General features: G+C 72.2%; 17 protein-coding genes and 2 pseudogenes. 16 read left to right on the top strand and 3 right to left on the bottom strand.

Annotation, left to right across the window (positions count from 1 at the left end; translation table 11 throughout):
• Nucleotides 1-5: 5 nt before the first annotated feature.
• Entirely contained in the window at nt 6-4,589 is a 4,584-nt protein-coding gene (locus tag VAB18032_RS07620; protein ID WP_013732215.1) for an ATP-dependent helicase, read from the bottom strand.
• 175 nt (nt 4,590-4,764) lie between these two features.
• Between VAB18032_RS07620 and VAB18032_RS07625 the strand changes: the two genes are divergently transcribed.
• The 10 genes from VAB18032_RS07625 (at nt 4,765) to VAB18032_RS07670 (ending at nt 15,027) form a co-directional block, all read left to right on the top strand.
• Nucleotides 4,765-5,124, top strand: coding sequence for a hypothetical protein (locus VAB18032_RS07625; RefSeq protein ID WP_013732216.1), 360 nt, complete (start codon nt 4,765-4,767; stop codon nt 5,122-5,124).
• A gap of 258 nt (nt 5,125-5,382) precedes the next feature.
• A complete protein-coding gene (locus tag VAB18032_RS07630; RefSeq protein ID WP_013732217.1) occupies nt 5,383-8,223 on the top strand; it encodes a Na+/H+ antiporter subunit A in 2,841 nt (946 codons plus the stop codon).
• The gene (locus VAB18032_RS07635; protein ID WP_013732218.1) at nt 8,220-8,690 is read left to right on the top strand and encodes a Na(+)/H(+) antiporter subunit C; all 471 of its coding nucleotides are present in this window, start codon (nt 8,220-8,222) and stop codon (nt 8,688-8,690) included. Before VAB18032_RS07630 ends, VAB18032_RS07635 begins: the two co-directional genes overlap by 4 nt.
• Nucleotides 8,691-8,724: 34 nt before the next feature.
• On the top strand, nt 8,725-10,227 hold the full coding sequence (locus VAB18032_RS07640) for a Na+/H+ antiporter subunit D (protein ID WP_013732219.1): 1,503 nt from the start codon (nt 8,725-8,727) through the stop codon (nt 10,225-10,227).
• On the top strand, nt 10,224-10,820 hold the full coding sequence (locus tag VAB18032_RS07645) for a Na+/H+ antiporter subunit E (RefSeq protein ID WP_013732220.1): 597 nt from the start codon (nt 10,224-10,226) through the stop codon (nt 10,818-10,820). The genes VAB18032_RS07640 and VAB18032_RS07645 overlap by 4 nt, the downstream gene beginning before the upstream one ends.
• A 17-nt stretch (nt 10,821-10,837) precedes the next feature.
• Nucleotides 10,838-11,080 carry an MrpF/PhaF family protein gene (locus VAB18032_RS07650; protein WP_198408952.1) on the top strand — a complete coding sequence of 81 codons (243 nt, stop codon included), beginning with the start codon at nt 10,838-10,840 and terminating at the stop codon, nt 11,078-11,080.
• 56 nt (nt 11,081-11,136) lie between these two features.
• Nucleotides 11,137-11,466 carry a monovalent cation/H(+) antiporter subunit G gene (gene mnhG / locus VAB18032_RS07655; RefSeq protein ID WP_043723396.1) on the top strand — a complete coding sequence of 110 codons (330 nt, stop codon included), beginning with the start codon at nt 11,137-11,139 and terminating at the stop codon, nt 11,464-11,466.
• Between the two features lie 224 nt (nt 11,467-11,690).
• The gene (locus VAB18032_RS07660; protein ID WP_013732223.1) at nt 11,691-13,043 is read left to right on the top strand and encodes a hemolysin family protein; all 1,353 of its coding nucleotides are present in this window, start codon (nt 11,691-11,693) and stop codon (nt 13,041-13,043) included.
• Nucleotides 13,040-14,107: a hemolysin family protein gene (locus VAB18032_RS07665; RefSeq protein WP_013732224.1), complete on the top strand. Its 1,068-nt coding sequence runs from the start codon at nt 13,040-13,042 to the stop codon at nt 14,105-14,107. The genes VAB18032_RS07660 and VAB18032_RS07665 overlap by 4 nt, the downstream gene beginning before the upstream one ends.
• Before the next feature lie 11 nt (nt 14,108-14,118).
• Nucleotides 14,119-15,027, top strand: coding sequence for a sporulation protein (locus VAB18032_RS07670; protein WP_013732225.1), 909 nt, complete (start codon nt 14,119-14,121; stop codon nt 15,025-15,027).
• 86 nt (nt 15,028-15,113) lie between these two features.
• Here the strand turns inward: VAB18032_RS07670 and leuE are convergent, their stop codons facing one another.
• Entirely contained in the window at nt 15,114-15,776 is a 663-nt protein-coding gene (leuE, locus tag VAB18032_RS07675; RefSeq protein WP_013732226.1) for a leucine efflux protein LeuE, read from the bottom strand.
• Nucleotides 15,776-17,017 (bottom strand): bifunctional pyridoxamine 5'-phosphate oxidase family protein/GNAT family N-acetyltransferase, encoded by a 1,242-nt coding sequence (locus VAB18032_RS07680; RefSeq protein ID WP_013732227.1) that lies wholly within the window; start codon nt 17,015-17,017, stop codon nt 15,776-15,778. Before VAB18032_RS07680 ends, leuE begins: the two co-directional genes overlap by 1 nt.
• 34 nt (nt 17,018-17,051) lie before the next feature.
• Here VAB18032_RS07680 and VAB18032_RS07685 point away from each other — a divergent pair, with 34 nt between their 5' ends.
• The 6 genes and pseudogenes from VAB18032_RS07685 to VAB18032_RS33455 all read left to right on the top strand — a co-directional run.
• Nucleotides 17,052-18,392: an aminotransferase class I/II-fold pyridoxal phosphate-dependent enzyme gene (locus VAB18032_RS07685; RefSeq protein ID WP_043720020.1), complete on the top strand. Its 1,341-nt coding sequence runs from the start codon at nt 17,052-17,054 to the stop codon at nt 18,390-18,392.
• Between the two features lie 326 nt (nt 18,393-18,718).
• Nucleotides 18,719-19,411 (top strand): UdgX family uracil-DNA binding protein, encoded by a 693-nt coding sequence (locus tag VAB18032_RS07690; protein ID WP_013732229.1) that lies wholly within the window; start codon nt 18,719-18,721, stop codon nt 19,409-19,411.
• Between the two features lie 193 nt (nt 19,412-19,604).
• Nucleotides 19,605-20,984 carry an MFS transporter gene (locus VAB18032_RS07695; RefSeq protein WP_013732230.1) on the top strand — a complete coding sequence of 460 codons (1,380 nt, stop codon included), beginning with the start codon at nt 19,605-19,607 and terminating at the stop codon, nt 20,982-20,984.
• Complete coding sequence (locus VAB18032_RS07700; protein ID WP_013732231.1) at nt 20,984-21,184, top strand: DUF3046 domain-containing protein; 201 nt, start codon at nt 20,984-20,986, stop codon at nt 21,182-21,184. Before VAB18032_RS07695 ends, VAB18032_RS07700 begins: the two co-directional genes overlap by 1 nt.
• Before the next feature lie 185 nt (nt 21,185-21,369).
• Nucleotides 21,370-22,221: pseudogene (gene recA, locus VAB18032_RS33145) on the top strand (recombinase RecA); the annotation flags it as partial.
• A gap of 3 nt (nt 22,222-22,224) precedes the next feature.
• Nucleotides 22,225-22,836: pseudogene (locus tag VAB18032_RS33455) on the top strand (LAGLIDADG endonuclease); the annotation flags it as partial.
• Nucleotides 22,837-22,927: the final 91 nt, after the last annotated feature.

Here is a 22,927-nt window from a genome sequence, read left to right on the forward strand (position 1 = left end):
TGGGATCAGGCGCGCAGGCGCAGGCCGCGCGGGGTGGCCCGGAAACCGGCGGCGGTGAGCGCGTCGTGCAGCGCGGAGGTGCGTACCGCCTCGCCGTCGGCCCGTTCCACCGAGATCGGTCCCAACGCGCCGGAACCGACGGCGTCGGCCAGGGCCTTTCCGGCACCGGTCAGGGCGTCGGCGTCGTCGGTGAAGGAGAGGATGGTCCGCCCGCCCCGCTCCACGTAGAGCACCAGGTCACCGGCGACCAGCACCACCAGGGCACCGGCCTTGCGGCCGGCCCGGTGGCCGGTGGCCGGTGCCGCCGCGTCGCCGGAGTCGACCACCCGTTCCGGCCAGGGCAACGCCGCACCGTACGGGTTGGCCGGGTCGGTGGCGGCCAGCACCACGGCCGGGCCACCCCGGGCCGGCGTGGCGTCCAGCGGCTCGGCCAGGGCGCGGATCCGGTCCACCGCGCCGGGCACGGCGAACTGTGCCGCGCCGAGCCCGTCGACGAAGTAGCCACGTCGGGCGGCACCGCGTTCCTCCAGCGCGGCCAGCACCGGGTAGACCGCGGCGAAGCCACCGGACACCTGCTCGGCCACGACCGCCCCCCGGGTGAGCACGCCGTGTCGTTCCAGCAGCACGTCGGCCAGGGCGGCGGCCCGCCGCGTCGGGTCGACGTCGCGTTCCGGCAACCGGGACCACCGACCGGCCACCGTCGGTGGACCGCCCCGGCTGGGCAGCGCCACCCGCCCCGGGCGTCGGTAGCGGCCGCGTGTTGCCGCCGGTCGGGCCCGGTGCGCGCCGCCACCGCCGAGCACCGTCCGCAGCGGCGCCAGGGTGTCGTTGGTGAGGTGCCCGGCCCAGACCAGATCCCAGACGACCGTGGTCAACTCGGCGTCGTCGGTGGCACCGACCCGGTCGGACAGCGCCCGGAAGAACAATGCCTGACCGTCGCCGAGGGCGTCGAGCACCGCGTCGTGCAGGGGAGTACGCGCCAGTGCGTCGTCCGGCGGGGGCAGCAGCAGCGGCGCGACGTCGGCGTAGGCCAACGTGACCCAGCCGTCCCCGCCGGCGATCGCACCGGCACCGGCCCACAGCACCTCGCCGCTGGCGCACAGCTCGTCGAGCAACGCGGGAGAGTAGTCGGCCACCCGAACCGGCAGCACCAGCCGCTCCAGCGCCGACGCCGGCACCGACACGCCCTGCAACTGCTCCACGACGGCGGCCACCGCCTCCACGCCCCGGGCCGACGAGCCGACCTGTTGCCACCGGGGCAGGAAGGTGGCGAGCGCGCGGGGCGGCACCGGCTCGATCTCCCGACGCAGCGCCGCGAGGGACCGGCGGCGCAGCAGACGCAGCACCTCCGCGTCGCACCACTGGGTGCCGACGCTGTCGGGGGTGAACTCGCCGGAGACCACCCGCCCGGTGGCGGCCAGTCGACGCAGTGCCTGCTCCACCACGAAGACCCCCAGGCCGAACCGGGCCGCGCAACTGGCCGCCGGGAACGGACCGTGGGTGCGGGCGTACCGGGCGACCAGGTCGCCGAGTGGGTCGGCCACCGGTTCGAGGTACGCCTGCGCCACTCCCACCGGCAGCGCCACCCCGAGCGCGTCCCGCAGCCGACCGGCGTCCTCCACCACCACCCAGCGGTCCTGCCCGGCGATGCGGACCCGCAGCACCCGGCGGTCGGCCGCCAGATCGGTCAGCCACGCCACCGGCACGCCACGCTCGGCCAACTCCTCGGCGCTCAGGTCGCCGAGCTGGCGCAGCAACTCGACCACGTCCTCCGCGTCGCGGGGTCGGCGCTGTGGGGTCAACCAGCGCAGTTGCCGCTCGGATTCGGTGAGCACCGCCGGGTCGAGCAACTCGCGCAGGTCGACCCGGCCGAGCAGCTCACCGAGCAGGGCCGAATCCAGGGCCAGGGCCGCGGCCCGGCGCTCGGCGAGTGGGGCGTCGCCCTCGTAGAGGAAGGCGCCGACGTACCCGAAGAGCAGGGAGCGGGCGAACGGCGACGGTCGGGGCGTCTCCACCTCGACCAGGCGTACCCGGCGGCCGGCGAGGTCGCGCATCACCTGGACCAGAGCGGGCACGTCGAAGACGTCCTGGAGGCATTCCCGGGCCGCCTCCAGGGTGACCGGGAAGTCGGCGTACTCGCGGGCGACGTCGAGCAGTTGCGCGGCGCGTTGCCGCTGCTGCCACAGCGGCTGCCGGCGGCGGGGGTCCCGGCGGGGCAGCAGCAGCGCTCGCGCCGCGCACTCCCGGAACCGGGCGGCGAACAGCGCCGAGGTGCCGACCGACTCCTCCACCAACTGCGCGATCTCGTCGGGATCGAAGGCCACCACGTCGGCGCCGGGTGGGCTGTCGGCGGTGTCCGGCAGGCGTACGACGATGCCGTCGTCGGAGGGCAGGACCTGGGCGTCCAGGCCGTAGCGTTCGCCGAGTCGACGGGCGACGGCCAGCGCCCACGGTGCGTTCACCCGGGCGCCGAGGACGCTGTGCACGGCCAGCCGCCAGTCGCCCAGCTCGTCGCGGAACCGCTCGACCACCACCGTCCGGTCGTCCGGCAACGCGCGGGTCGCGGCCTGCTGTTCGCGCAGGTACGCCAGCAGGTTGCCGGCGGCCCAGTCGTCCAACCCGGTGGCCCGCAGCGCCGCCGTGGCCTGCTCGTCGCCGTGACGCAGCAGGGTCCGGATCCGGGCCCCGATCGCCCGGCCCAGCTCCACCGGGCGGCCCGGCTGGTCGCCCTTCCAGAACGGCATCTTGGCCGCCTGCCCGGGCGCGGGGGAGACCAGCACCCGGTCCGGAGTGATCTCCTCGATCCGCCAGGAGGAGGAGCCGAGCAGGAAGACGTCGCCGACCCGGGACTCGTAGACCATCTCCTCGTCCAGCTCGCCGACCCGGGCGGCGCGTTGCGCGCCGGCCAGGAAGACGCCGAACAGCCCTCGGTCGGGAATGGTGCCGCCGCTGGTCACCGCGAGTCGCTGCGCGCCCGGCCGACCGGTCAGCACGTCGGTGGCGCGATCCCAGACCAGCCGGGGACGCAACTCCGCGAAGGCGGTCGACGGGTAGCGCCCGGAGAGCATGTCGAGCACGGCGTGCAGGGCCGAGTCGGGCAGCTCGGCGAAGGGTGCCGCCCGGCGCACCACCGCGGCCAGGTCCCCGACCCGCCACTGGTCCAGCGCGACCATCGCGACGATCTGCTGGGCGAGCACGTCCAACGGATTGCGGGGATGGTGCAGCTCCTCGATGGTGGCCGCGCTCATCCGCTCGGCGACCACCGCACAGGAGAGCAGGTCGCCCCGGTGCTTGGGCAGCACCACGCCGCGCGACACCGCGCCGACCTGGTGCCCGGCCCGGCCGACCCGCTGCAGACCGGCGGCGACGCTCGGCGGTGCCTCGATCTGCACCACCAGGTCGACCGAGCCCATGTCGATGCCGAGTTCGAGGCTGGAGGTGGCGACCACGGCGGGCAACTGACCCGCCTTGAGGGACTCCTCGATGTGCCGGCGTTCCTCTCGGGAGACGCTGCCGTGATGCGCCCGGGCGATCACCGGCGGGGCGCCGGTCACCGCACCGGCCTGAGCCATCATCAGCGCCGGGGTGCGGTGGGCGCCGGTCGGTGCCGTCGGCGACTCGCCCACCGGCTGCTCGGCGGCGAGTTCGTTGAGCCGGGCACAGAGTCGCTCGGCGCTGCGGCGGGAGTTGGTGAAGACGATTGTCGAACGGTGGGCCTGGATCAGGGCGTAGACGCGCTCCTCCAGAGCGGGCCAGATCGACGCGGTGCGCGGACCGCCCAGCTCGTCCCCGGGGGCCGGTGCCTCGTCGAGGTGGGTCATGTCCTCCACCGGCACCTGGACGCTGACCTCGATCGTCTTGGCGCTGATCGGGGCGACGACCTCGACCGGGCGGGCACCGCCGAGGAACCGGGCACACTCGTCGACCGGTCGGACCGTCGCGGAGAGCCCGATCCGCTGCGCCGCCGCCGGCAACAGCTCGTCGAGCCGCTCCAGGGACAGCGCCAGGTGCGCGCCGCGTTTGGTGCCGGCCACCGCGTGCACCTCGTCCACGATCACCGTCTCGACGCCGCGCAGCGAGTCGCGTGCCGCCGAGGTCAGCAGCAGGAACAGCGACTCCGGGGTGGTGATGAGGATGTCCGGTGGGGTACGGGCGAAGGCCCGGCGTTCGTCGGCCGGGGTGTCGCCGGTACGCATCCCGACGGTGATCTCCGGCGGGGGTAGCCCGAGCCGGCTGGCGGCCTGCCGGATGCCCGCCAGCGGGGTGCGGAGATTGCGTTCGACGTCGACCGCGAGCGCCTTGAGCGGGCTGACGTAGAGCACCCGGCACCGGTGTCGGGGATCGGCCGGGGCGGGCTCGCGGGCCAGCCGGTCGAGCGACCAGAGGAACGCGGCGAGGGTCTTGCCGGACCCGGTCGGCGCCACGACCAGAGCGTTGCGGCCCGCGGCGACCGCCGTCCAGGCACCCGCCTGGGCGGCCGTCGGCGCCTCGAAGGCGGCGCTGAACCATTCCCGGGTCGCCGCACCGAAACGGGGGAGCGTCGAGTCGCCCGTCGGTGCTGCGCTGGAGTCCACCAGCCCATCCTGCACCGAGGCACCGACATCCGCGGACCGGCACCGGGGGCAAACTGAGGAGATTAGGGGGTTATTAAAAGGCTCATCGCTGTTTGAGCGCTTAATCCGTTAAGTCTTACTTAACTGCTTGCTTGTGACAGGCAACATAAAGTAACTTCACCCGCGGCGTGATGAGCGGGGAGGAGGTCGGATGGCCGTCGAGCAGCGGGGCCCAGGATCCGGCACCGACGTTCTGATCCGCAAGGTCGACAGTCGGGTCGTCGCTCTGCGTGCCGGGCTGCGCGGCCCCGACCTCGAGTTGGCCGAACGGCTCGCCAGCTGCCTGCGGGAGTTGGTCGTCGTCACCGCACAGGCCAGCGCCGCCGACAGGGCACAGGTGCGGGTCGCCGTGCACTACTTCGTGCTGCGTCGGGAGAGTCGGGGTCGACTGCTCTCCGTCCGCTCCCTGACCGCCACCCAGCGGCTGGTGAACGAGGCGGCGCGGCGCATCGGCCGGCCGGATCTGATGGTGGAGCCCGCGCGCGACCCGGCGCGGCCCTCGCACAGCTGACCGCGCGCCACCGGCCACCACCAGCGCACCGCGTCCGACGCACAGCACCCGCACCGCGTCCGACGCGCAGCCGCCGTCGTGCCACCGAAGCGGCGGTGGCACGGCTGGCCGAGAACCGTCATGCCATTGCGGCAAGGTGCATCAGATATGGGGCTTTTTCGCCAAAGTCGCCTGGCTTGCGGTGAAACTGTCGTCTGATCCCTCTTAGGCGCCAGCACGCGAAAAGGGCGCCGCTGCCCCACCTCGACGGGAGCGCGCGTGCTCGTACTGCTGACCCTGCACCTGACGGCAGCCATCGTGGCGCCGCTACTGGTGCGTCGGTGGGGACCGCGTGCCTGCTACCCGCTGGCCCTGGCACCCGCCGCCGCGTTCGGGTGGGCGTTGGTGCGTACGCCGGACGTGGCGCACGGCGGCGCGGTGGTCGAGACGTACCCGTGGATCTCGCAGTTGGGGTTGGACCTGGCGCTGCGGATGACCACCCTGTCCTGGCTGATGACGCTGCTGGTCGGCGGTGTCGGCGCGGTGGTGCTGGTCTACAGCGCGCGCTACCTGCCGGCGGACGCCGTCGGCACGGCCCAGTACGCCGCCGTCATGGTCGGCTTCGCCGGGGCGATGCTCGGGCTCGTCCTCGCCGACGACCTGCTCCTGCTCTACGTCTGCTGGGAACTGACCACCGTCCTGTCGTACCTGCTGATCGGGCACAGCGCCGAGCGGCGTTCGGCCCGCTGGGCGGCGGGTCAGGCGTTGATCCTGACCACGCTCGGTGGCCTGGCCATGCTTGTCGGGTTCATCATGCTCGGCCACCACGCCGGCACCTACCGTTGGTCGGAGATCGCCGCGCGCCCGTTGCCCGAGGGCACGTACCTGGTGGTTGCGGTGCTGCTGATCCTGCTCGGCGCGTTGTCCAAGTCGGCGCTGCTGCCGTTCACCTCGTGGCTGCCGGTGGCGATGGCGGCGCCGACACCGGTGAGCGCGTACCTGCACGCCGCGGCGATGGTGAAGGCCGGCGTCTATCTGCTCGGCCTGCTCGCCCCGGTGCTGGCCGGGGCCGCGCCGTGGCGACCGGTGGTGCTGGTCGCCGGGCTGGCCACCATGGTGATCGGCGGCTGGGCGGCGCTGCGGCAGCACGATCTGAAGCTGCTGCTCGCCTACGGCACGGTCAGTCAACTCGGCCTGCTGGCGGTGACGATCGGCGTCGGCACCGCGGACGCCGCGCTGGCCGGCGTGGCGATGCTGGCCGCGCACGCGCTGTTCAAGGCGACGCTGTTCCTCGTGGTCGGCGTGATCGACCACGGTGCCGGCACCCGGGACCTGCGCAAACTCTCCGGGCTGGGACGCGCCGCACCGGTGCTGGCCGGCGTCGCCGTGCTCGCCGCCGCCTCCATGGCCGGCGTGCCGCCGTTGCTCGGGTTCGTGGCCAAGGAGGCGGTGTTCGCCGCGTTCACCGACCGACCGGTGGTGTTGGCGGTGCTGGTCGTCGGCACCGTGCTCACCGTCGCCTACAGCCTCCGGTTCCTCTGGGGCGCCTTCGGCAGCCGCCCGGGGATCGCGCCGACCAGGCTGGGGCGGATCCCGCCGACGATGCTGCTGCCGCCGGCCGGACTGGCCCTCGTCGGGCTCGCCGCCGGGTTGGCCGCCGGCCCGGTCGACCACCTGCTGCGGCCGTACGCCGAGAGTTTCGGGCCCGTGCACGCGCACCTGGCGATCTGGTCGGGCCTCAACCTGGCGCTCGGACTGTCGGTGCTGGTCCTGGCCGGCGGCGCGGTGGTGTTCTGGTTGCGCCGTCCGCTGGCCCCCGCGCTGGCGCGGGTACGCGCGCCGGTCACCGGTCAGCAGGGGTACGAGTGGGTCACCCACCGCTTCGACCGGGTCGCGGTGGACGTCACAAGCGTCACCCAGCGGGGTTCGCTGCCGCAGTACCTCGGTCTGATCCTGCTGGTGCTGGCCGCCGTGCCCGGTGGTGTGCTGCTGTACATCCAGCCGTGGCAGTACCCGATCGCGCTGTGGCTGACGCCGGCCCAGCCGGTGGTGCTGGTGGTGATCAGCGTGGCGGCGCTCCTCGCCGTGGGCGCCCGTCGCCGGATGACCGCGATGCTGCTGGTCGGCATGACCGGCTACGGCACCGCGATGTTCTTCGTGCTGTACGGCGCTCCCGATCTCGCGCTGACCCAGTTCCTGGTGGAGACCGTGACGATCGCGGTCTTCGTGCTGGTGCTGCGCCGCCTGCCGAAACGGTTCTCGGTGCGTCCGCTGTGGAGCAGCCGTTGGCTCCGACGGGGGATCGGGGCGATCGTGGGGCTGACCGTGGCCGGCCTCGCCGTCGCCGCCGCAACCGCCCGGCACGCGCGCAGCATCTCGGAGGACTTCCCCCAGCTCGCCGTCGAGCAGGGACACGGCCGCAACGTGGTGAACGTGACGCTCGTCGACATCCGCGCCTGGGACACCCTGGGTGAGTTGTCGGTCCTGGTGGTCGCCGCGACCGGGGTGGCCAGCCTGGTCTTCCAACGGTCCCGCACCGGCCCCCGGCCACGTCGACTGGACGTCGACCGGGGCGAGGTCCTCGCCGGTCGACCGGTCTGGCTGCGTGGCGGTGCCACCCTGCACGAGCGCAACCGTTCCCTGGTGCTGGAAGTGGTCACCCGGTTGATCTTCCACACCGCCGTGTTGTTCTCGTTCTACCTGCTGTTCTCCGGCCACAACGCGCCCGGCGGCGGCTTCTCCGGCGGGCTGGTCGCCAGCCTGGCGCTGACCATGCGGTACCTCGCCGGTGGTCGGTACGAACTGGCCGAGGCCGCGCCGGTCAACGCCGGCACCGTGCTCGGGGCCGGGTTGGCGGTGGCGGTCGGCGGTGCGTTGGCCAGCATGTTCGCCGGTGGCGAGGCGCTGGAGAGCGCCAAGATCGACTTCTGGTTGCCGCTGGTCGGCGACTTCTACCTGGTCACCTCGCTCTTCTTCGACGTCGGTGTCTACCTGGTGGTGATCGGGTTGGCGTTGGACGTGCTGCGCAGTCTCGGTGCCGAGGTCGACCGGAACATCGAATCCTCGGGCGGGCGGCCCGGGGTGCTCGCCGTCGAACGTGGGAGAGGGCGGCGCAGGTGACCGGTACCGGTGCGAACCTGGTGTCCTTCCTCGCGATCGGGATCCTCGTGGGGTGCGGCGTGACCCTGCTGCTGGAACGCAGCCTGAGCCGGGTCCTGCTCGGCGTCATCCTGATCAGCAACGGGATCAACCTGCTGATCATCTTCGGCGGACGGCCCGGCGGGGCGCCGGTGGCCGGGGTCACCGACCCGGCGGCGATGAGCGATGCGCTGCCGCAGGCCATGGTGCTCACCGCCATCGTGATCACCTTCGGCTTCACCGCCTTCCTGCTGGCCATCAGCTACCGCAGTTGGTACCTGGACGGCGACGACGAGGTGCCCGACGACATCGAGGACCAGCGGATCAAGCAACGCGCCGCGCGCAAGGAGGTCTCGACCGTCGACTTCGGTGAGGAGCCACCGGAACTCGACCCCGAACAACTCGACGCGCCCGCACCCGGGCGGCGGCGCGGGGAGGGGCCGGGATGATCCGGTACGCGTCGAAGCCCGGCCGGAGCGGACGATGAGCGCGCTCGTACCGCTGCCGGTGCTGCTGCCGTTGCTGGGCGCGGCACTGACGCTGCTGCTGGCGAATCGGCCCCTGCCGCAGCGGATGGTGAGCGTCGGCTGCCTGAGCGCCACCCTGCTGGTGTCGGTGCTGCTGCTGATGCGGGCCTACCAGCACGGGCCACTTGTCGTCCAGATCGGCGCCTGGCCCGCACCGGTCGGCATCGTGCTGGTCGCCGACCAACTGGCCGCGCTGATGCTGGTGGTCTCCTCGGCGGTGACCCTCTGCGTGCTGCTCTACTCGATCGGCCAGGGTCAGGGGGAGACCGGCGAGAGCGCGCCGCTGGCCATCTTCCACCCCACCTACCTGGTGCTGACCGCCGGCGTGACCAACGCGTTCCTCGCCGGTGACCTGTTCAACCTGTACGTCGGCTTCGAGATGCTGCTCGCCGCGAGCTTCGTCCTGATCACCCTCAACGGCACCCGGCTGCGCATCCGTACCGGCTCCACCTACGTGGTCGTCAACGTGCTGGCCTCGATGATCTTCCTGGTCTCGGTGGGCCTGGTGTACGCGGCGACCGGCACCCTCAACCTGGCCCACCTCGCCGCCCGACTGGACGCCCTGCCCGACGGGGTCCGGCTGAGCCTGCAACTGATGCTGCTGCTGGCCTTCGGCATCAAGGCGGCGGTCTTCCCGCTGTCGGCCTGGCTGCCCGACAGTTACCCGACCGCCCCGGCCCCGGTCACCGCCGTCTTCGCCGGCCTGCTCACCAAGGTCGGCGTGTATGCGATCATCCGGACCCAGACGCTGCTCTTCCCCGGCGGGCAGGCCGGCACGTTGCTGCTGGTGGTGGCCGGGTTGACCATGCTGGTCGGCATCCTGGGCGCGGTGGCCCAGTCGGACATGAAGCGGCTGTTCTCGTTCACCCTGGTCAGCCACATCGGCTACATGATCTTCGGAGTCGGGCTCAGCACGGTGGCCGGCCTGGTCGGCGCGATCTTCTACGTGGTCCACCACATCACCATCCAGACCACCCTGTTCCTGGTCGCCGGCCTGGTCGAGCAACGCACCGGCAGCACCGACCTGCGCCGCCTCGGCGGGCTGGCCCGGGTCGCGCCCCTGCTCGGACTGCTCTTCTTCGTCTCGGCCATGAACCTCGCCGGCATCCCACCGTTCTCCGGGTTCCTCGGCAAACTCGGCCTGCTCCAGGCCGGCGCGGCCGTCGGCGGAGCGTTGCCCTGGACGCTCGTGGCGGTCGGCACGGTCACCAGCCTGCTCACCCTCTACGTGGCCAGCCGGGCGTGGAGCATGGCGTTCTGGCGGGTGCCCTGCGTGACAGTCAACTCGAGCGCACCGCTGCCCATGTTGACGGTCGGGGCCACCGCGGCCCTGGTGGTCCTCGGCGTGGCCCTGACCGTGGCGGCCGGCCCCCTGTTCGACGTGACCACGGGCGCAGCGGTCGACCTGCGGGAACGAACCCCGTACATCCATGCCGTCCTGCCGGGCGGGCCGCCGTGACCCGGCCGGAGCCGGACGCGACGCCCGCGCAGGGTGTGCGTTCCCGGCTGGGACGTCGACGCGACCGGGCGTTGGCGGTGGGCTGGCTGGTGGTGGCCTGGAACCTGTTCTGGGGCGACTTCAGCTGGGCGAATCTGCTGGGTGGGATGCTGGTGGCCGCGGCGGTGGTGCTGTTCTTCCCGCTACCGCCGGTGACCTTCGACGGTCGACTGCGGCTGCGCGGGCTGCTGGTGTTCACGGTGCGGTTCGTCGGCGAACTGATCCGGGCCAGCCTGCACGTGGCCCGGATCGCGGTGCAGCCCGGCTACGTCCCGCGCTCGGCCATCGTGGCGGTCCGACTGCGGGTGCCCACCGATCTCAACCTGGCGCTCACCGCCGAGGTGCTGTCGCTCGTCCCCGGCACCCTGATCGTGGAGACGGATCGGCAGGCCGCGGTTCTCTACGTGCACGTGCTCGACGTGCACGGCCCGGCGGATCTCGTCGCCGCCCGTCGGCAGGTCCGCGTCGTGGAGCGGCGGATCGTCGCCGCGGTCGGCTCGAACGCCGAATTGCGTCAGGTGCTCTCCGTACCCGTCGACAAGGAGTTGTCGTGACCTTCCTCCTCGGCCTGATGATCGCCGGCCTGCTCTCCATGGCCGCGCTGCTCGCCCTCGTCCGGCTCTACCGGGGGCCGTCGTTGCTCGACCGGGTGGTCGCCGCCGACATGCTGCTCGCCACGATGGTCGGCGCGGTGGGTGCCGAGGCGGCGCTCAACCGGCACGCCAGCACGCTGCCCGTACTGGTGGTGCTCGCCCTGCTCGGCTTCGTCGGCTCGGTCTCCCTGGTGCGCTTCGCCGTTCGGGAGCAGTCGTGACGCCGCCCGCCGCCGGGCCGGGCGGGATACCGCCCGCCGTGGACTGGGCCCTCACCGTGACCGACGTGGCGGACTGGCTCGGTGCCGTCAGCCTGGTCGCCGGGGCGTTGCTGAGCCTGGCCGCCGCCATCGGGGTGCTGCGGTTCCCCGACACGCTGAGCCGGATGCACGCCGCCACGAAGCCACAGGTGCTGGGCGTGCTGTTGCTGCTGCTCGGGCTGGTGCTGCGGCTGCGTACCCTCTCCGACCTCGGCATGGTCGCGCTGGTGGGCGTCTTCCAGTTGGCCACCGCCCCGGTTGCCGCCCAGATGATCGGTCGGGCCGCCTACCGCACCGGGCGCTTCGATCGGGGCCTGCTCGACGCCGACGAACTGGCCGACCGCTGACGGTGACGGATGGGTCTGCTGATGACCGCGGTGTCCCGGTGACGCTCGGGCCGGCGGACATCTCACATCCCGGAGGCACGGGCCGCCCAGCCCCCACGACGGGGGCGGCCGGGCCGGTAGAATGACCGCATGATCGACTCTTCTGCCCAGGAGGGCAGCAGTAGCCAGCCGGGTAAGCCCCGGCATCCACATGACCCGACGACCCCGGGAGCCCTGAGCTTCCCGTGTTGATCCTCGTCGGTCTTCTCCTGATCATCGTTCTGACCGTCGCGACGGGTTACTTCGTCGCGCAGGAATTCGGCTACGTCGCCGTCGACCGGGGCAAGCTCAAGCAGCGCGCCGCCGAGGGCGACCAGGCATCCGCCCGGGCCCTGGAGGTGACCGCGCGGCTGTCGTTCATGCTCTCCGGCGCCCAGCTCGGCATCACCGTCACCGCCCTGCTCGTCGGTTACGTGGCCGAGCCGTACCTCGGCGCCGGACTGGCCGAACTGCTCGGCGTGGCCGGCGTCTCCTCCGGCGTCACGCTGCCGCTGTCCGTCGTGCTGGCTCTGGTCATCGCCACCGTGGTGCAGATGGTGGTGGGCGAGCTGGCCCCGAAGAACCTGGCCATCGCCCGCCCCGAGCCGGTCGCCCGGGCCCTGTCCCGGTCCACCCTGTTCTACATGGCGATCGCCGGCCCGTTGATCAAGCTGTTCGACCGGGCCGCGGTGCGGCTGCTGCGACGGGTCGGCATCGAGCCGATCGAGGAGTTGCCCAGCGGCGCCACCCCGGAGGACCTGGAACAGATCATCGCCGAGTCCCGCCTGGAAGGGCACCTCGACGCCGAGATGTCCGAGCTGCTCGATCGAGGCCTCGACTTCCGCGAGCTGACCGCCGGTGAGGTCATGGTGCCCCGGGTCGACGTGCACACCGTACGCGCCGACGAGACGATCAGCCGGGTGGTCGAACTGCTCGACACCGGCCGGTCCCGCTTCCCGGTACGCGGTGCCGAGGGCGTGGACGACCTGGTCGGTGTGGTCGGCATCTCCGACGTGCTCCGGGTGCCTCCGGCGCAGCGCGCCACCACCCCGATCAGCGAGGTGGCCGTACCACCGTTGCTGGTGCCCGAGACGCTGCCGCTGCCGACGGTCCTGGACCGGCTGCGCTCCGGGCACCGTCAGCTGGCCTGCGTGGTCGACGAGTACGGCGGCTTCGCCGGCGTGATCACGCTGGAGGACATCGCCGAGGAACTGGTCGGCCCGATCCGCGACGAGGACGACCCGCCGGAGCGGGCCCCGGCCCGGCAGGACGACGGCTCCTGGGTGGTGCCGGCGCGCTGGCGCATCGACGAGGTCGCCGACAGCACCGGCATCTCGCTGCCCGAACATCCCGAGTACGACACCCTCTCCGGTCTGGTCATGCGCGAGCTGGGCCGGGTGCCCGAGGTCGGGGACCGATTGGAGATCGACCTGCCTGCCGACGGTGACAACGCCGAGGTCTCCCCGCGAGCCCTGGTCGAGGTGCTCGCGGTCGACCGGCACGTGGCCGACTCGGTCCGCCTGCAGTTGGCCGGCGGGCGTGAGGAGGTGACCGCGTGAGCACCGGATTCGCGCTGATCACCTCGGTGATCCTGCTCGCCCTCAACGGGTTCTTCGTCGCCGCCGAGTTCGCCCTGGTGGCGAGCAAGCGGTACCGCCTGGAACAGGCGGCCGTCGGCGGTGGCCGGGCGGCCAAGGCCGCCCTCGACGGCGTACGCGAGCTGTCGCTGATGCTGGCCGGCGCGCAACTGGGCATCACCCTGTGCACGCTGGGCCTCGGTGCCCTGGCCGAGCCGGCGATCGAACGACTGGTCGGGCCGCTGCTGCATGCCGTCGGCCTGCCCTCCGGCGCCAGCCACGTGATCGCGCTGATCTTCGCGCTGAGCCTGGTCACCTTCCTGCACCTGGTGGTCGGCGAGATGGCGCCGAAGTCCTGGGCGATCACCCACCCGGAGCGCTCCGCGCTGCTGCTGGCCCTGCCGTTCCGGGCCTTCGCCCGGGTGGCCCGGCCGGTGCTGTCGGCCCTCAACGCGGTGGCCAACGCGATGCTGCGGCTGGCGAAGGTCAACCCGCAGGACCAGTTGGCGCAGGTGCACGGCCCGGACGAGCTGCGGATGCTGCTGGAGCAGTCCCGCGAGCACGGCCTGCTCGGTGCCGCCCAGCACGAGCTGCTGACCAGCATGCTGGAGCTGCAGGGCACCACGGTGGCCCAGGTGATGGAGCCGTTCGACCGGATGGTGACGGTCCGCCGCGACGACCCGGTCGAGCGGATCGAACAGGTCAGCCGGGACAGCGGCCGGTCGCGGTTGGCGGTGCTGGACGCCGCCGGTGACGTCTGCGGTCTGGTGCACGTACGGGAGGCGGTACGTGCCGCCGCCGTGCGGCCCGATGCCACCGCGGCGGATCTGATGAACGACGCGATCACCCTGCCCGACTCGGCGACGGTGACCGAGGCGGTGGCCGTGATGCGGGCCCGCCAGTCCCAGCTGGCCATGGTCCGCAACGGCGCCGGTCCGACCCGACCGGTCGGCTTCGTCGCCCTGGAGGACCTGCTGGAGGAAGTCATCGGTGAGTTCGACGACGAAACCGATCCGATCCCGCGCGCGGTACGCCGGCTGAGGTAGGAGCGACGCGGATGCGGCTGACGGGGGTGTCACCGGGCGGTACGGGCCTGACGGTGCAGACCGCGTTGGCCAATCCGAGCACCCGCCCCGGCCTACGGCTGCCGGGGCGGGTGAACCTGATCGCCGGTTCCGTCGACGTGCCGGTCTACCATGTCCGGCTCGGCCTGGTCAGCACGGTCGAGCCGGACGACCCGGAGGCACCCCGCCGCCTGGTGCAGTTCCACCAGGCGCAGGTGTCCGACGCTCTGGTCCTACGGGCGGGGCGGGCCCGGTCGATCCCGTTCGAGTTCCCGCTGCCCTGGGAGACCCCGGTGACCACGCTCGGCGGCGTACCGCTGCTCAGCCTGCGGATGGGGCTGCGTACCGAGGTGGCCATCGAACCGGCGCTGGACCAGGGCGCGATGGTGCCGATCTTCGTCCACCCGCTCCCCACCCAGCAGCACATCCTCGGCGCGCTGGACACCCTCGGCTTCAGCGCGCGGCAGTCCGGTCTGATCGACGGCCGGCTGCCCGGGGTGGAGCAGACCCTGTCCCTGCACCAGCGGTGGGGGTTCTGGGTCGGCCCGCTCTACGCCGGGCCGATCACCGAGCTGGAGGTGATCTTCGTGACCAACTCCGCCGGCCTTGAGGTGATCTTCTGGTGCGACCGTCGGCTGGCGCTGGCGGGCATCACCCACACCAGCATCAGCCGGTTCCGGAGCTGGCACGTCGACGCCGACAAGCGGGACTGGACCGCCACGGTCGACGGTTGGCTACGCGAGACGATCAACCGGCACGCCGCCGCCGCGGCGCACGCCGACTGGTCGGCGAACATCAGCGAGTCCGCGCATGTCAGCCGCCCGCCCGACCAGCCGATTCCGCCCGGCTACGGCCTCGGCGGCACGGCCGGTGGTGCCGGCACCGGCGGCGACGGCACCTGACCCTTCCGCCCGCGCGCCGGAGCCGAGGTGTTAACAGGGGGCCCTTTCACTACCTCAGGCGTTAACAAGGGGCCCTTCCTTGCACCTCAGCCCTGGGCGAGCTTGACGCCGAAGCCGAGGAAGAGCGCGCCGACGGCGGTGGTCGCGCCGGCGGAGAGCCGGCGACGCTGGCGGAACTGGGCGGCCAGGAAGGTGCCCGCGAAGATCAACGCGGTCAGGTAGAGCGCGCTGGTCACCTGGGCGATCAGGCCGAGCAGCAGGAACGACAACGCCGGCCAGGGGTAGGTCGGGTCGACGAACTGGATGAAGAACGAGACGAAGAACAGGATCGCCTTCGGGTTGAGCAGGCTGATCACCAGCGCCTTGCGGAACGGACTGCGCATCTCCGCCGGCTGCGCGGCGTCGATCAGCCGCGGGGTGGTGGGATCGTTGCGGTCCCGCCAGCGCCGCCAGGCCGCGCGCAGCATGGTCAACCCGACATAGCCCAGGTACGCCGCACCCGCGTACTTGATCACGAGGAAGACCGGCGGGTACGCCTTGAGCAGCGACGCCACCCCGGCCGCGGAGAGGAACATCAGCACCCCGTCGCCGACGAAGACGCCGCCCGCGGCCCGGTAACCGACACCCACCCCGCGTCGTGCGGCGGTGGAGAGCACGAACAGCGAGTTGGGCCCGGGCAGCAGCACGATGGCCACGGTGCCCAGCACGTACGTCCAGATGTCGGTGATCCCCAGCACGCTGGACATCATCAGGCCGAAGGTGCCTTCGCGCGAAGCCTTTCCCGCAGCCTGACCTGTGCATTCGGCCACTCTTCGACGGTCATCGAATACTGGACGGTGTCCCGCCACGAGCCGTCCGGGCGCAGCCGGTGCTTGCGCAGCACGCCCTCGCGGGTGGCCCCGAGCCGCTCAATGGCCCGCTGGGAACGTTCGTTGCGGATGTCGGTGTGCCAGACCACCCGCACCGCCTCCAGGTCGCCGAAGGCCCGCTCCAACAGCAGCAGCTTGGCCTCGGTGTTGACTCCGGTACGCCACCAGGGCCGACCGAGGAAGGTGTGCCCGATCGCCACCGACCGCCGGTCGGGGTCGATCTCGTAGTACGAGGTGGTGCCGACCACCGCACCGGTCACCGCGCAGCGCTGCACCCACGGCACCTGTTCACCGCGCTGCCAGGCGGCCAGGTAGGCGCCGACGTGGGCGGCCAACTCGTCGGCGGCGGCCGGCCGGGGGAACCCGAGATGCTGCCACACCTGCGGATCGGCGGTCGCGGCGAACAGGCCCTCGGTGTGGCTCAGGTCCAGCGGCTCCAGCAGCACGTGTTCGCCGCGCAGCACCACGGGCTCGTGCCACGGCGTACGGGTCGGTCGCAGGTAGGCCGGCACGGGCGTGGTGACCCCGACGTCCGGCTCGGGCAGGCCCGCGGTCAACCGCAACGGGACCACCCCGGCCCAGTGCGGCAGCGCGTGGTCAGCCGGCTCCTCGATGACGCCACCGGCACGGGAGCGTACCGAGACCTCGGTCAACGGCAACGCCAGCACGGCGGTCTCGGCCAGTTCCCGCCGGTTCGGCGGTCGGCTGTCCGCCGCGCGACCGGCACCGACCTTGTCGACCAGGGCGGTCAGCACCTCGGCCTTCTCGGCGGCGTCGGTGACCAGTCGGGCCGTGCCGTGCGCGATGACCGAGCGGTAGTTGGCGCTGTGGTGGACCTGCGAGCGGGCGTAGACCAGGGCGTCGAGCAGGGTGACCGCCACGCAGACCGGCAGCCCGTCACCGCGGGCGGCCAGCAGCGGCCGGCTGCCGGTGGAGCCGTGCAGGTAGAGCGTGTCACCGAGGCGTACGTGCAGGGTGGGCAGCACCCGAGGCTCACCGTCCACAGTGAACGCGAGGGCACAGTGGTACGCCTCGTCGAGGACGGCGTGGGCGGCGGCGCGGTCGTAACTCATCCGCTCCCGGGAGCGACTGGCGGTGGTGCGGGCGGTCGGCGCGTACATGCTCCCACCTTTGTTCTAGTACAATGCTGAATTTGTGTCAGCACGATATCAGGTGAGCGGTGCGACAGCCGCCGAGATTTCCGCAAGCATCGAGTCCGGCATCCGCGACGCCGCCCTCGCCCCCGGCGACCCGCTACCACCGGTACGCGCCCTCGCCGCCGACCTGGCCGTCAGCCCGGCCACCGTCTCCCGCGCCTACGCCGAACTGCGCCAACGCGGACTCATCGTCACCGCCGGCCGGCACGGCACCCGGGTCCGCCCCCGCCCACCGGTGGCCGCCCGCCGGGCCGCACTACGCCCCCCATCCGCCGCCGGGCTGCGCGACCTGTCCAAAGGCGAACCCGACGCGCGGCTGCTGCCGCCGCTCGGCCCCCACCTCGCCGCGCTCGCCGACACCATCGGCCCGGCGATCAGCTACTCCGACGCCGGCACGCTGCCCGAGTTCGCCGAGGCGGCCCGCCAGCGACTCGCCGCCGACGGCGTACCCGCCACCGAACTGACCCTCAGCAGCGGCGCGCTCGACGGCATCGAACGACTCCTCGCAGCCCACCTGCGCCCCGGTGACGCCGTCGCGGTGGAGGATCCCGGCTGGGCCAACCAACTCGACCTCATCGCCGCCCTCGGCCTGCGCCCCATCGGCGTACCACTCGACGACGACGGCCCACTGGTCGCGGGCGTCGCCGCCGCGCTCGCGGCCGGTGCCCGGGCGCTCATCGTGACCAGTCGTGCCCAGAACCCCACCGGCGCCGCCGTCTCCGCCGACCGCGCCGCCGCCCTGCGTGCCCTGCTCGCCGGCCGCGCCGACGTCCTGCTGATCGAGGACGACCACGCCGCCGAACTGGCCCGCGTACCGCTGCACCCGCTCGCCGGGGCGACCGCCCACTGGGCCTTCGTCCGCTCGGTGAGCAAACCCTTCGGCCCCGACCTGCGTCTGGCCGTGCTGGCCGGAGACGAGACGACGGTGGCCCGGGTGGCCGGCCGTACCCGGGTCGGCACCGGCTGGGTCTCCACCGTGGCGCAGCGGCTGGTGCTGTCCCTCTGGCGCGACCCGGCGGTGACCGCCCTGATCGAACGGGCCGCCGACAGCTACGAACGCCGCCGCCGCGGACTCGTCGACGCCCTCGCCGAACGTGGCCTGACCGCACACGGCCGCAGCGGACTCAACGTGTGGGTGCCGGTGACCGACGAAACCGTCGCCTCCACCATGCTGCGCGACGCCGGCTGGCTAGCCGCCCCCGGCGCTCTCTTCCGCATCGCCAGCCCACCCGCCCTACGCCTCACCGTCAGCCCGCTCACCGAGCCGGACCTCCACCCCCTAACCCACACCCTCACCCAAGCCGCCCACCCCACCCCACCCCCCACCTTCACCACCTAACCCACCCCCACCCCCCACCCCCCCACCCCCCACCCCCCGCCCCCCGCCCCCGCGATCTTGCACTTTCCGTCGGGGCATAACAGTCATATCCGCCCCAAAGGGGGACCGGAAGTGCATGATCGACACAGTCTGATCGGCGTGGACAGTGCGGTCGACGTGATCGGCGATGGCGTGGGCGACGGTGCGGGTGGCGCGGTGCGGGTGGCGCGGTGCGGGTGGCGGCGTGCTGGTGTGGCGGCGTGGTGGACTGTGTGGGCGGTGTGCGTGGTGTGGTGGAGTAGGGGTGGGGAGTGGTGTGGGGGGGTGGGGCGGGTAGAAAGGTCGGCATGGTCGAGATTGCGCCTGGTGCCCAGCAGTTCATTCCGCCGCAGGCGGACACTCTCGACGAACTGCGGGCTGCGGCGGCCGGTTGTCAGGGCTGCGAGCTGTACCGCGACGCTTCACAGACCGTCTTCGGCCGGGGAGACGCCACGGCGCGGGTGGTCTTCGTCGGTGAACAGCCCGGCGACATGGAAGACCAGAAAGGTCTGCCCTTCGTCGGCCCCGCAGGTCGGCTGCTGCGCCGCGCCGTCGACGACGCCAAGCTGGACCCCGGCCACATCTACCTGACCAATGCGGTCAAGCATTTCCGGTTCGAGCTGCGCGGCAAGCGGCGGATCCACCAGACTCCGGACCGGGTGCACATCACCGCCTGCCGACCCTGGTTGGTCGCCGAGTTCACCCAGCTGAACCCGCAGGTCATCGTGGTGCTCGGCGCGACCGCCGCGAAGGCGCTGCTCGGCCCGAGCTTCCGGGTCACCCGTCAGCGCGGCGAGCTGCTGCCCTGGCCGGCCGCCGCCGAGCACCCTGAGGACTTTCAGCGGGTGCCGGTGGACAGTGCCGGGGACACCACGGACGCGCCACCGACCCAACTGCTGGCCACCATCCACCCGTCCGCCGTGCTCCGCGCGGACGACCAGGACAAGGCGTACGAAGGACTGGTCGCCGACCTGACCGTCGCCGAACGAGCCCTCACCTGACCGTTGCCCGCACCCGGCTCCGCGGCCGCACCTGGCTCCCAGTACGCACCCAACTGCCCGCCCACCTGACCCGCAGCGGAATCAGGCAGGTCAGTGACACACTTGCCGCCAGCAGGCCAGGCGGCACCAGGGGATCACGAAGGAGAGATCATCGGGCGCGGCCGGGAATCGTGACGGAAGCCGAGGACGAGCGTTGACCACCGATCTGACCACCACGGCAGCCGCGCCGCCCGACATCGTGCCGATTCAGCGGCGTACCCTGCGGCTGCTGTTCAGCACCCAGATCATCGGTGGCATCGGGGTGACCATCGGCATCGCCGTCGGCGGGCTGCTCGCTGCCGAGATCGCCGGCACCGCGGTCTCCGGCCTGGTGCTGAGCGCCTCTGTGGTCGGTGGTGCGCTGCTCGCCATCCCGGTCACCCGGATCATCACCCGGCACGGCCGTCGCCCCGGCCTGGCCTTCGCGTACGGCGTCGGGGCCGTAGGCGGGGCCCTGGTGGTGCTCGCCGCGGCGAGCGGGTCGATCCCGCTGCTCTTCCTCGGCATGCTCATGTTCGGTGGCGGCTCCGCGGCCAATCTCCAGGCCCGCTACGCCGCAGTCGATCTTGCCGCGCCGGATCGTCGGGCCCGGCAACTGTCACTGATCGTCTGGGCCACCACGGTCGGCGCAGTGGCGGCACCGAACTTCGCCGCGCTCGCCGACCGGGCCGGCGGGGGGTTGGGACTGCCACCCCTGTCCGGCCCGTTCGCCTTCAGCACGGTGGCGTTTCTGCTGGCTGCCGGCGTACTGCTGCTGTTGTTGCGACCTGACCCGCTGCTCACCGCCCGCCTGCTCGCGGCGGCGGGCGTGGACCCTGCCACCGGGCCGGGCGGCATCGAGCCGGCCGGGGCGGTGGCCGCCGGGGCCGGTGCGGCGGCGCCGGGCAAGCTGCCCGCCGCGTCGTCGGCCGGGCGCGGCGCGGGCCTGCGTGCCGGCTGGCTGGTGGTACGCGCCCAGCCCGCCGCCCGGCTCGGTGTCGCCGCCGTGGCGGTCGGCCACCTGGTGATGGTGGCGGTGATGGCGATGGCCCCGGTGCACCTGCGGGACCACTATCCCGTCGAGGATGTGCTCCCGGTGGTCGGCCTGGTGCTCAGCCTGCACATCGCCGGCATGTACGCGCTGGCGCCGGTGGTCGGCTGGCTGGCCGACCGGCTCGGTCGGCGCGGGGTCATCCTGGGCGGGGTCGGCATGCTGCTGGCCGCCTGCGCGGTCGCCGGTACCGCCGGGCACAGCACGTTCCGGCTCGCCGTCGGGCTGGTGCTGCTCGGGCTGGGTTGGTCGGCGACCATGGTGGCCGGTTCCACACTGCTGTCGGAGTCGGTGCCGGACGCGGTCCGTCCCCACGCGCAGGGCCTGTCCGACCTGCTGATGGGGCTGGCCGGCGCGCTGGCCGGGGCGGTCAGCGGGTTTGTCATGCAGTGGGCGGGCTATCCGGTGCTGAGCCTGCTCGCCGCGGTCGCGGTGGCGCCGTTGCTGGCGCTAGCGTTGCGTCCGGTGCGGACGGGCGCACCGGACGAGGAGGGTCGGGCATAGTGCGGCTGACCGATTTCTGGACGCGACTGGAGGAGGCGTTCGGGCCGGGCTACGCGGCCAGTATCGCCAGCGATCAGGTGCTGTCGCAGCTCGGTGGGCGGACCATCGAGCAGGCCTTCGCCGAGGGTGAGCAGACGCACGTGGTGTGGCGGGCGGTGGTCGCCGCCTACCCCGACCGGGTGCCGACCCGGCTACGCTGAGCAGTCGATTCGTTACTTCCGCGTGTCTCTTGCCGACTCGTACACCTGTTCGGCTATTGTCCACAGCGAGGTGCTCGTCCACAGGCCACGGCCGGTCGGCTGGTTTTCTGTCGGACCCAGCGCCTAGCGTGTGTCGCGTGACGCGAAGCTCAGGAAAGACGCCGGCGAAGGCAGGGGTGGCAACGATGGCGGCAGGGCCTGACCGGGAGAAGGCGCTCGACCTTGCTCTCGCTCAGATCGACAAGCAGTTCGGCAAGGGCTCGGTGATGCGGCTGGGGGAGCGGCCGGTCGTGCAGACCGCGATCATTCCCACCGGCTCCATCGCGCTCGACGTCGCGCTCGGCGTGGGCGGTCTGCCCCGCGGGCGGGTCATCGAGATCTACGGCCCGGAGAGCAGCGGTAAGACCACGGTCGCCCTGCACGCGGTGGCCAACGCCCAGCGCAACGGCGGCATCGCCGCCTTCATCGACGCGGAGCACGCGCTCGACCCGGAGTACGCCAAGGCCCTCGGTGTCGACACCGACGCCCTGCTGGTCTCCCAGCCGGACACCGGTGAGCAGGCGCTGGAGATCGCGGACATGCTGGTCCGCTCCGGCGCGCTGGACATCATCGTGATCGACTCGGTCGCCGCGCTGGTGCCGCGCGCCGAGATCGAGGGTGAGATGGGCGACAGCCACGTGGGTCTGCAGGCCCGGCTGATGAGCCAGGCGCTGCGGAAGATCACCGGTGTGCTCAACAACACCGGCACCACCGCGATCTTCATCAACCAGCTCCGCGAGAAGATCGGCGTGATGTTCGGGTGCATGTCGTACTCGACCAGGGTCACTCTCGCCGACGGCACGCAGGAGAAGATCGGCAAGATCGTCAACCAGCGGCTGGACGTCGAGGTCCTCTCCTACAACCCGGACACCGACCGGGTGGAGCCGAAACGGATCACCAACTGGTTCAACAACGGCCCGGCGGAACAGTTCCTCCAGTTCACCGTCGCCAAGTCGGGCGGAAACGGTCGCGCCCAGTTCGCTGCCACCGCCAACCACCTGGTGCGTACGCCGGGCGGCTGGCGGGAGGCGGGCGAGCTGATCGCCGGTGACCGGGTGATGCTCGCCGAGGCTCGGCGGCTCAGCGAGCAGCAGTGGCAGGTCGTGCTCGGCTCGCTGATGGGTGACGGTGCCCTGTCGCCGAACCGCCAGGACCGCAACGGCGTTCGATTCCGCCTCGGCCACGGCGAGCAGCAGGTCGACTACCTCGACTGGAAGGTCTCGCTGCTGGGCAACATCAGCCACTCCCGGCGCACCGACAGCCGGGGCGCTGCTTTCGTCGACTTCACGCCGCTGTCCGAGCTGGGCGAGTTGCGTCGTGCGGTCTACCTGGGCGACGGCAAGAAGCACCTGAGCTGGGATTACCTCAAGGCGCTCACTCCGTTGGCCCTCGCGGTGTGGTACATGGACGATGGCTGCTTCACGCTCCGGTCCAAGGGGGTGCAGGCGCGTACGGCTGGTGGCTCCGGCCGGATCGAGATCTGCGTCGAGGCGATGGCGGAGGGCAGTCGGGAACGCCTGGTGGAGCATCTGCGTGACGCGTACGGCATGGATGTGAAGCTGGTGTCCCGGGGCGCACGCCAGACGGCGTCGATCATCTTCACCACCGAGGCGTCAGCGAAGTTCCAGGAACTGATCGCTCCGTACGTGCCTGCCGCGATGGAGTCCAAGCTGCTGCCGCGCTTCCGGGGGCAGTGCGTCGTCG

The organism is Micromonospora maris AB-18-032, assembly GCF_000204155.1.
Classification (GTDB): domain Bacteria; phylum Actinomycetota; class Actinomycetes; order Mycobacteriales; family Micromonosporaceae; genus Micromonospora; species Micromonospora gifhornensis.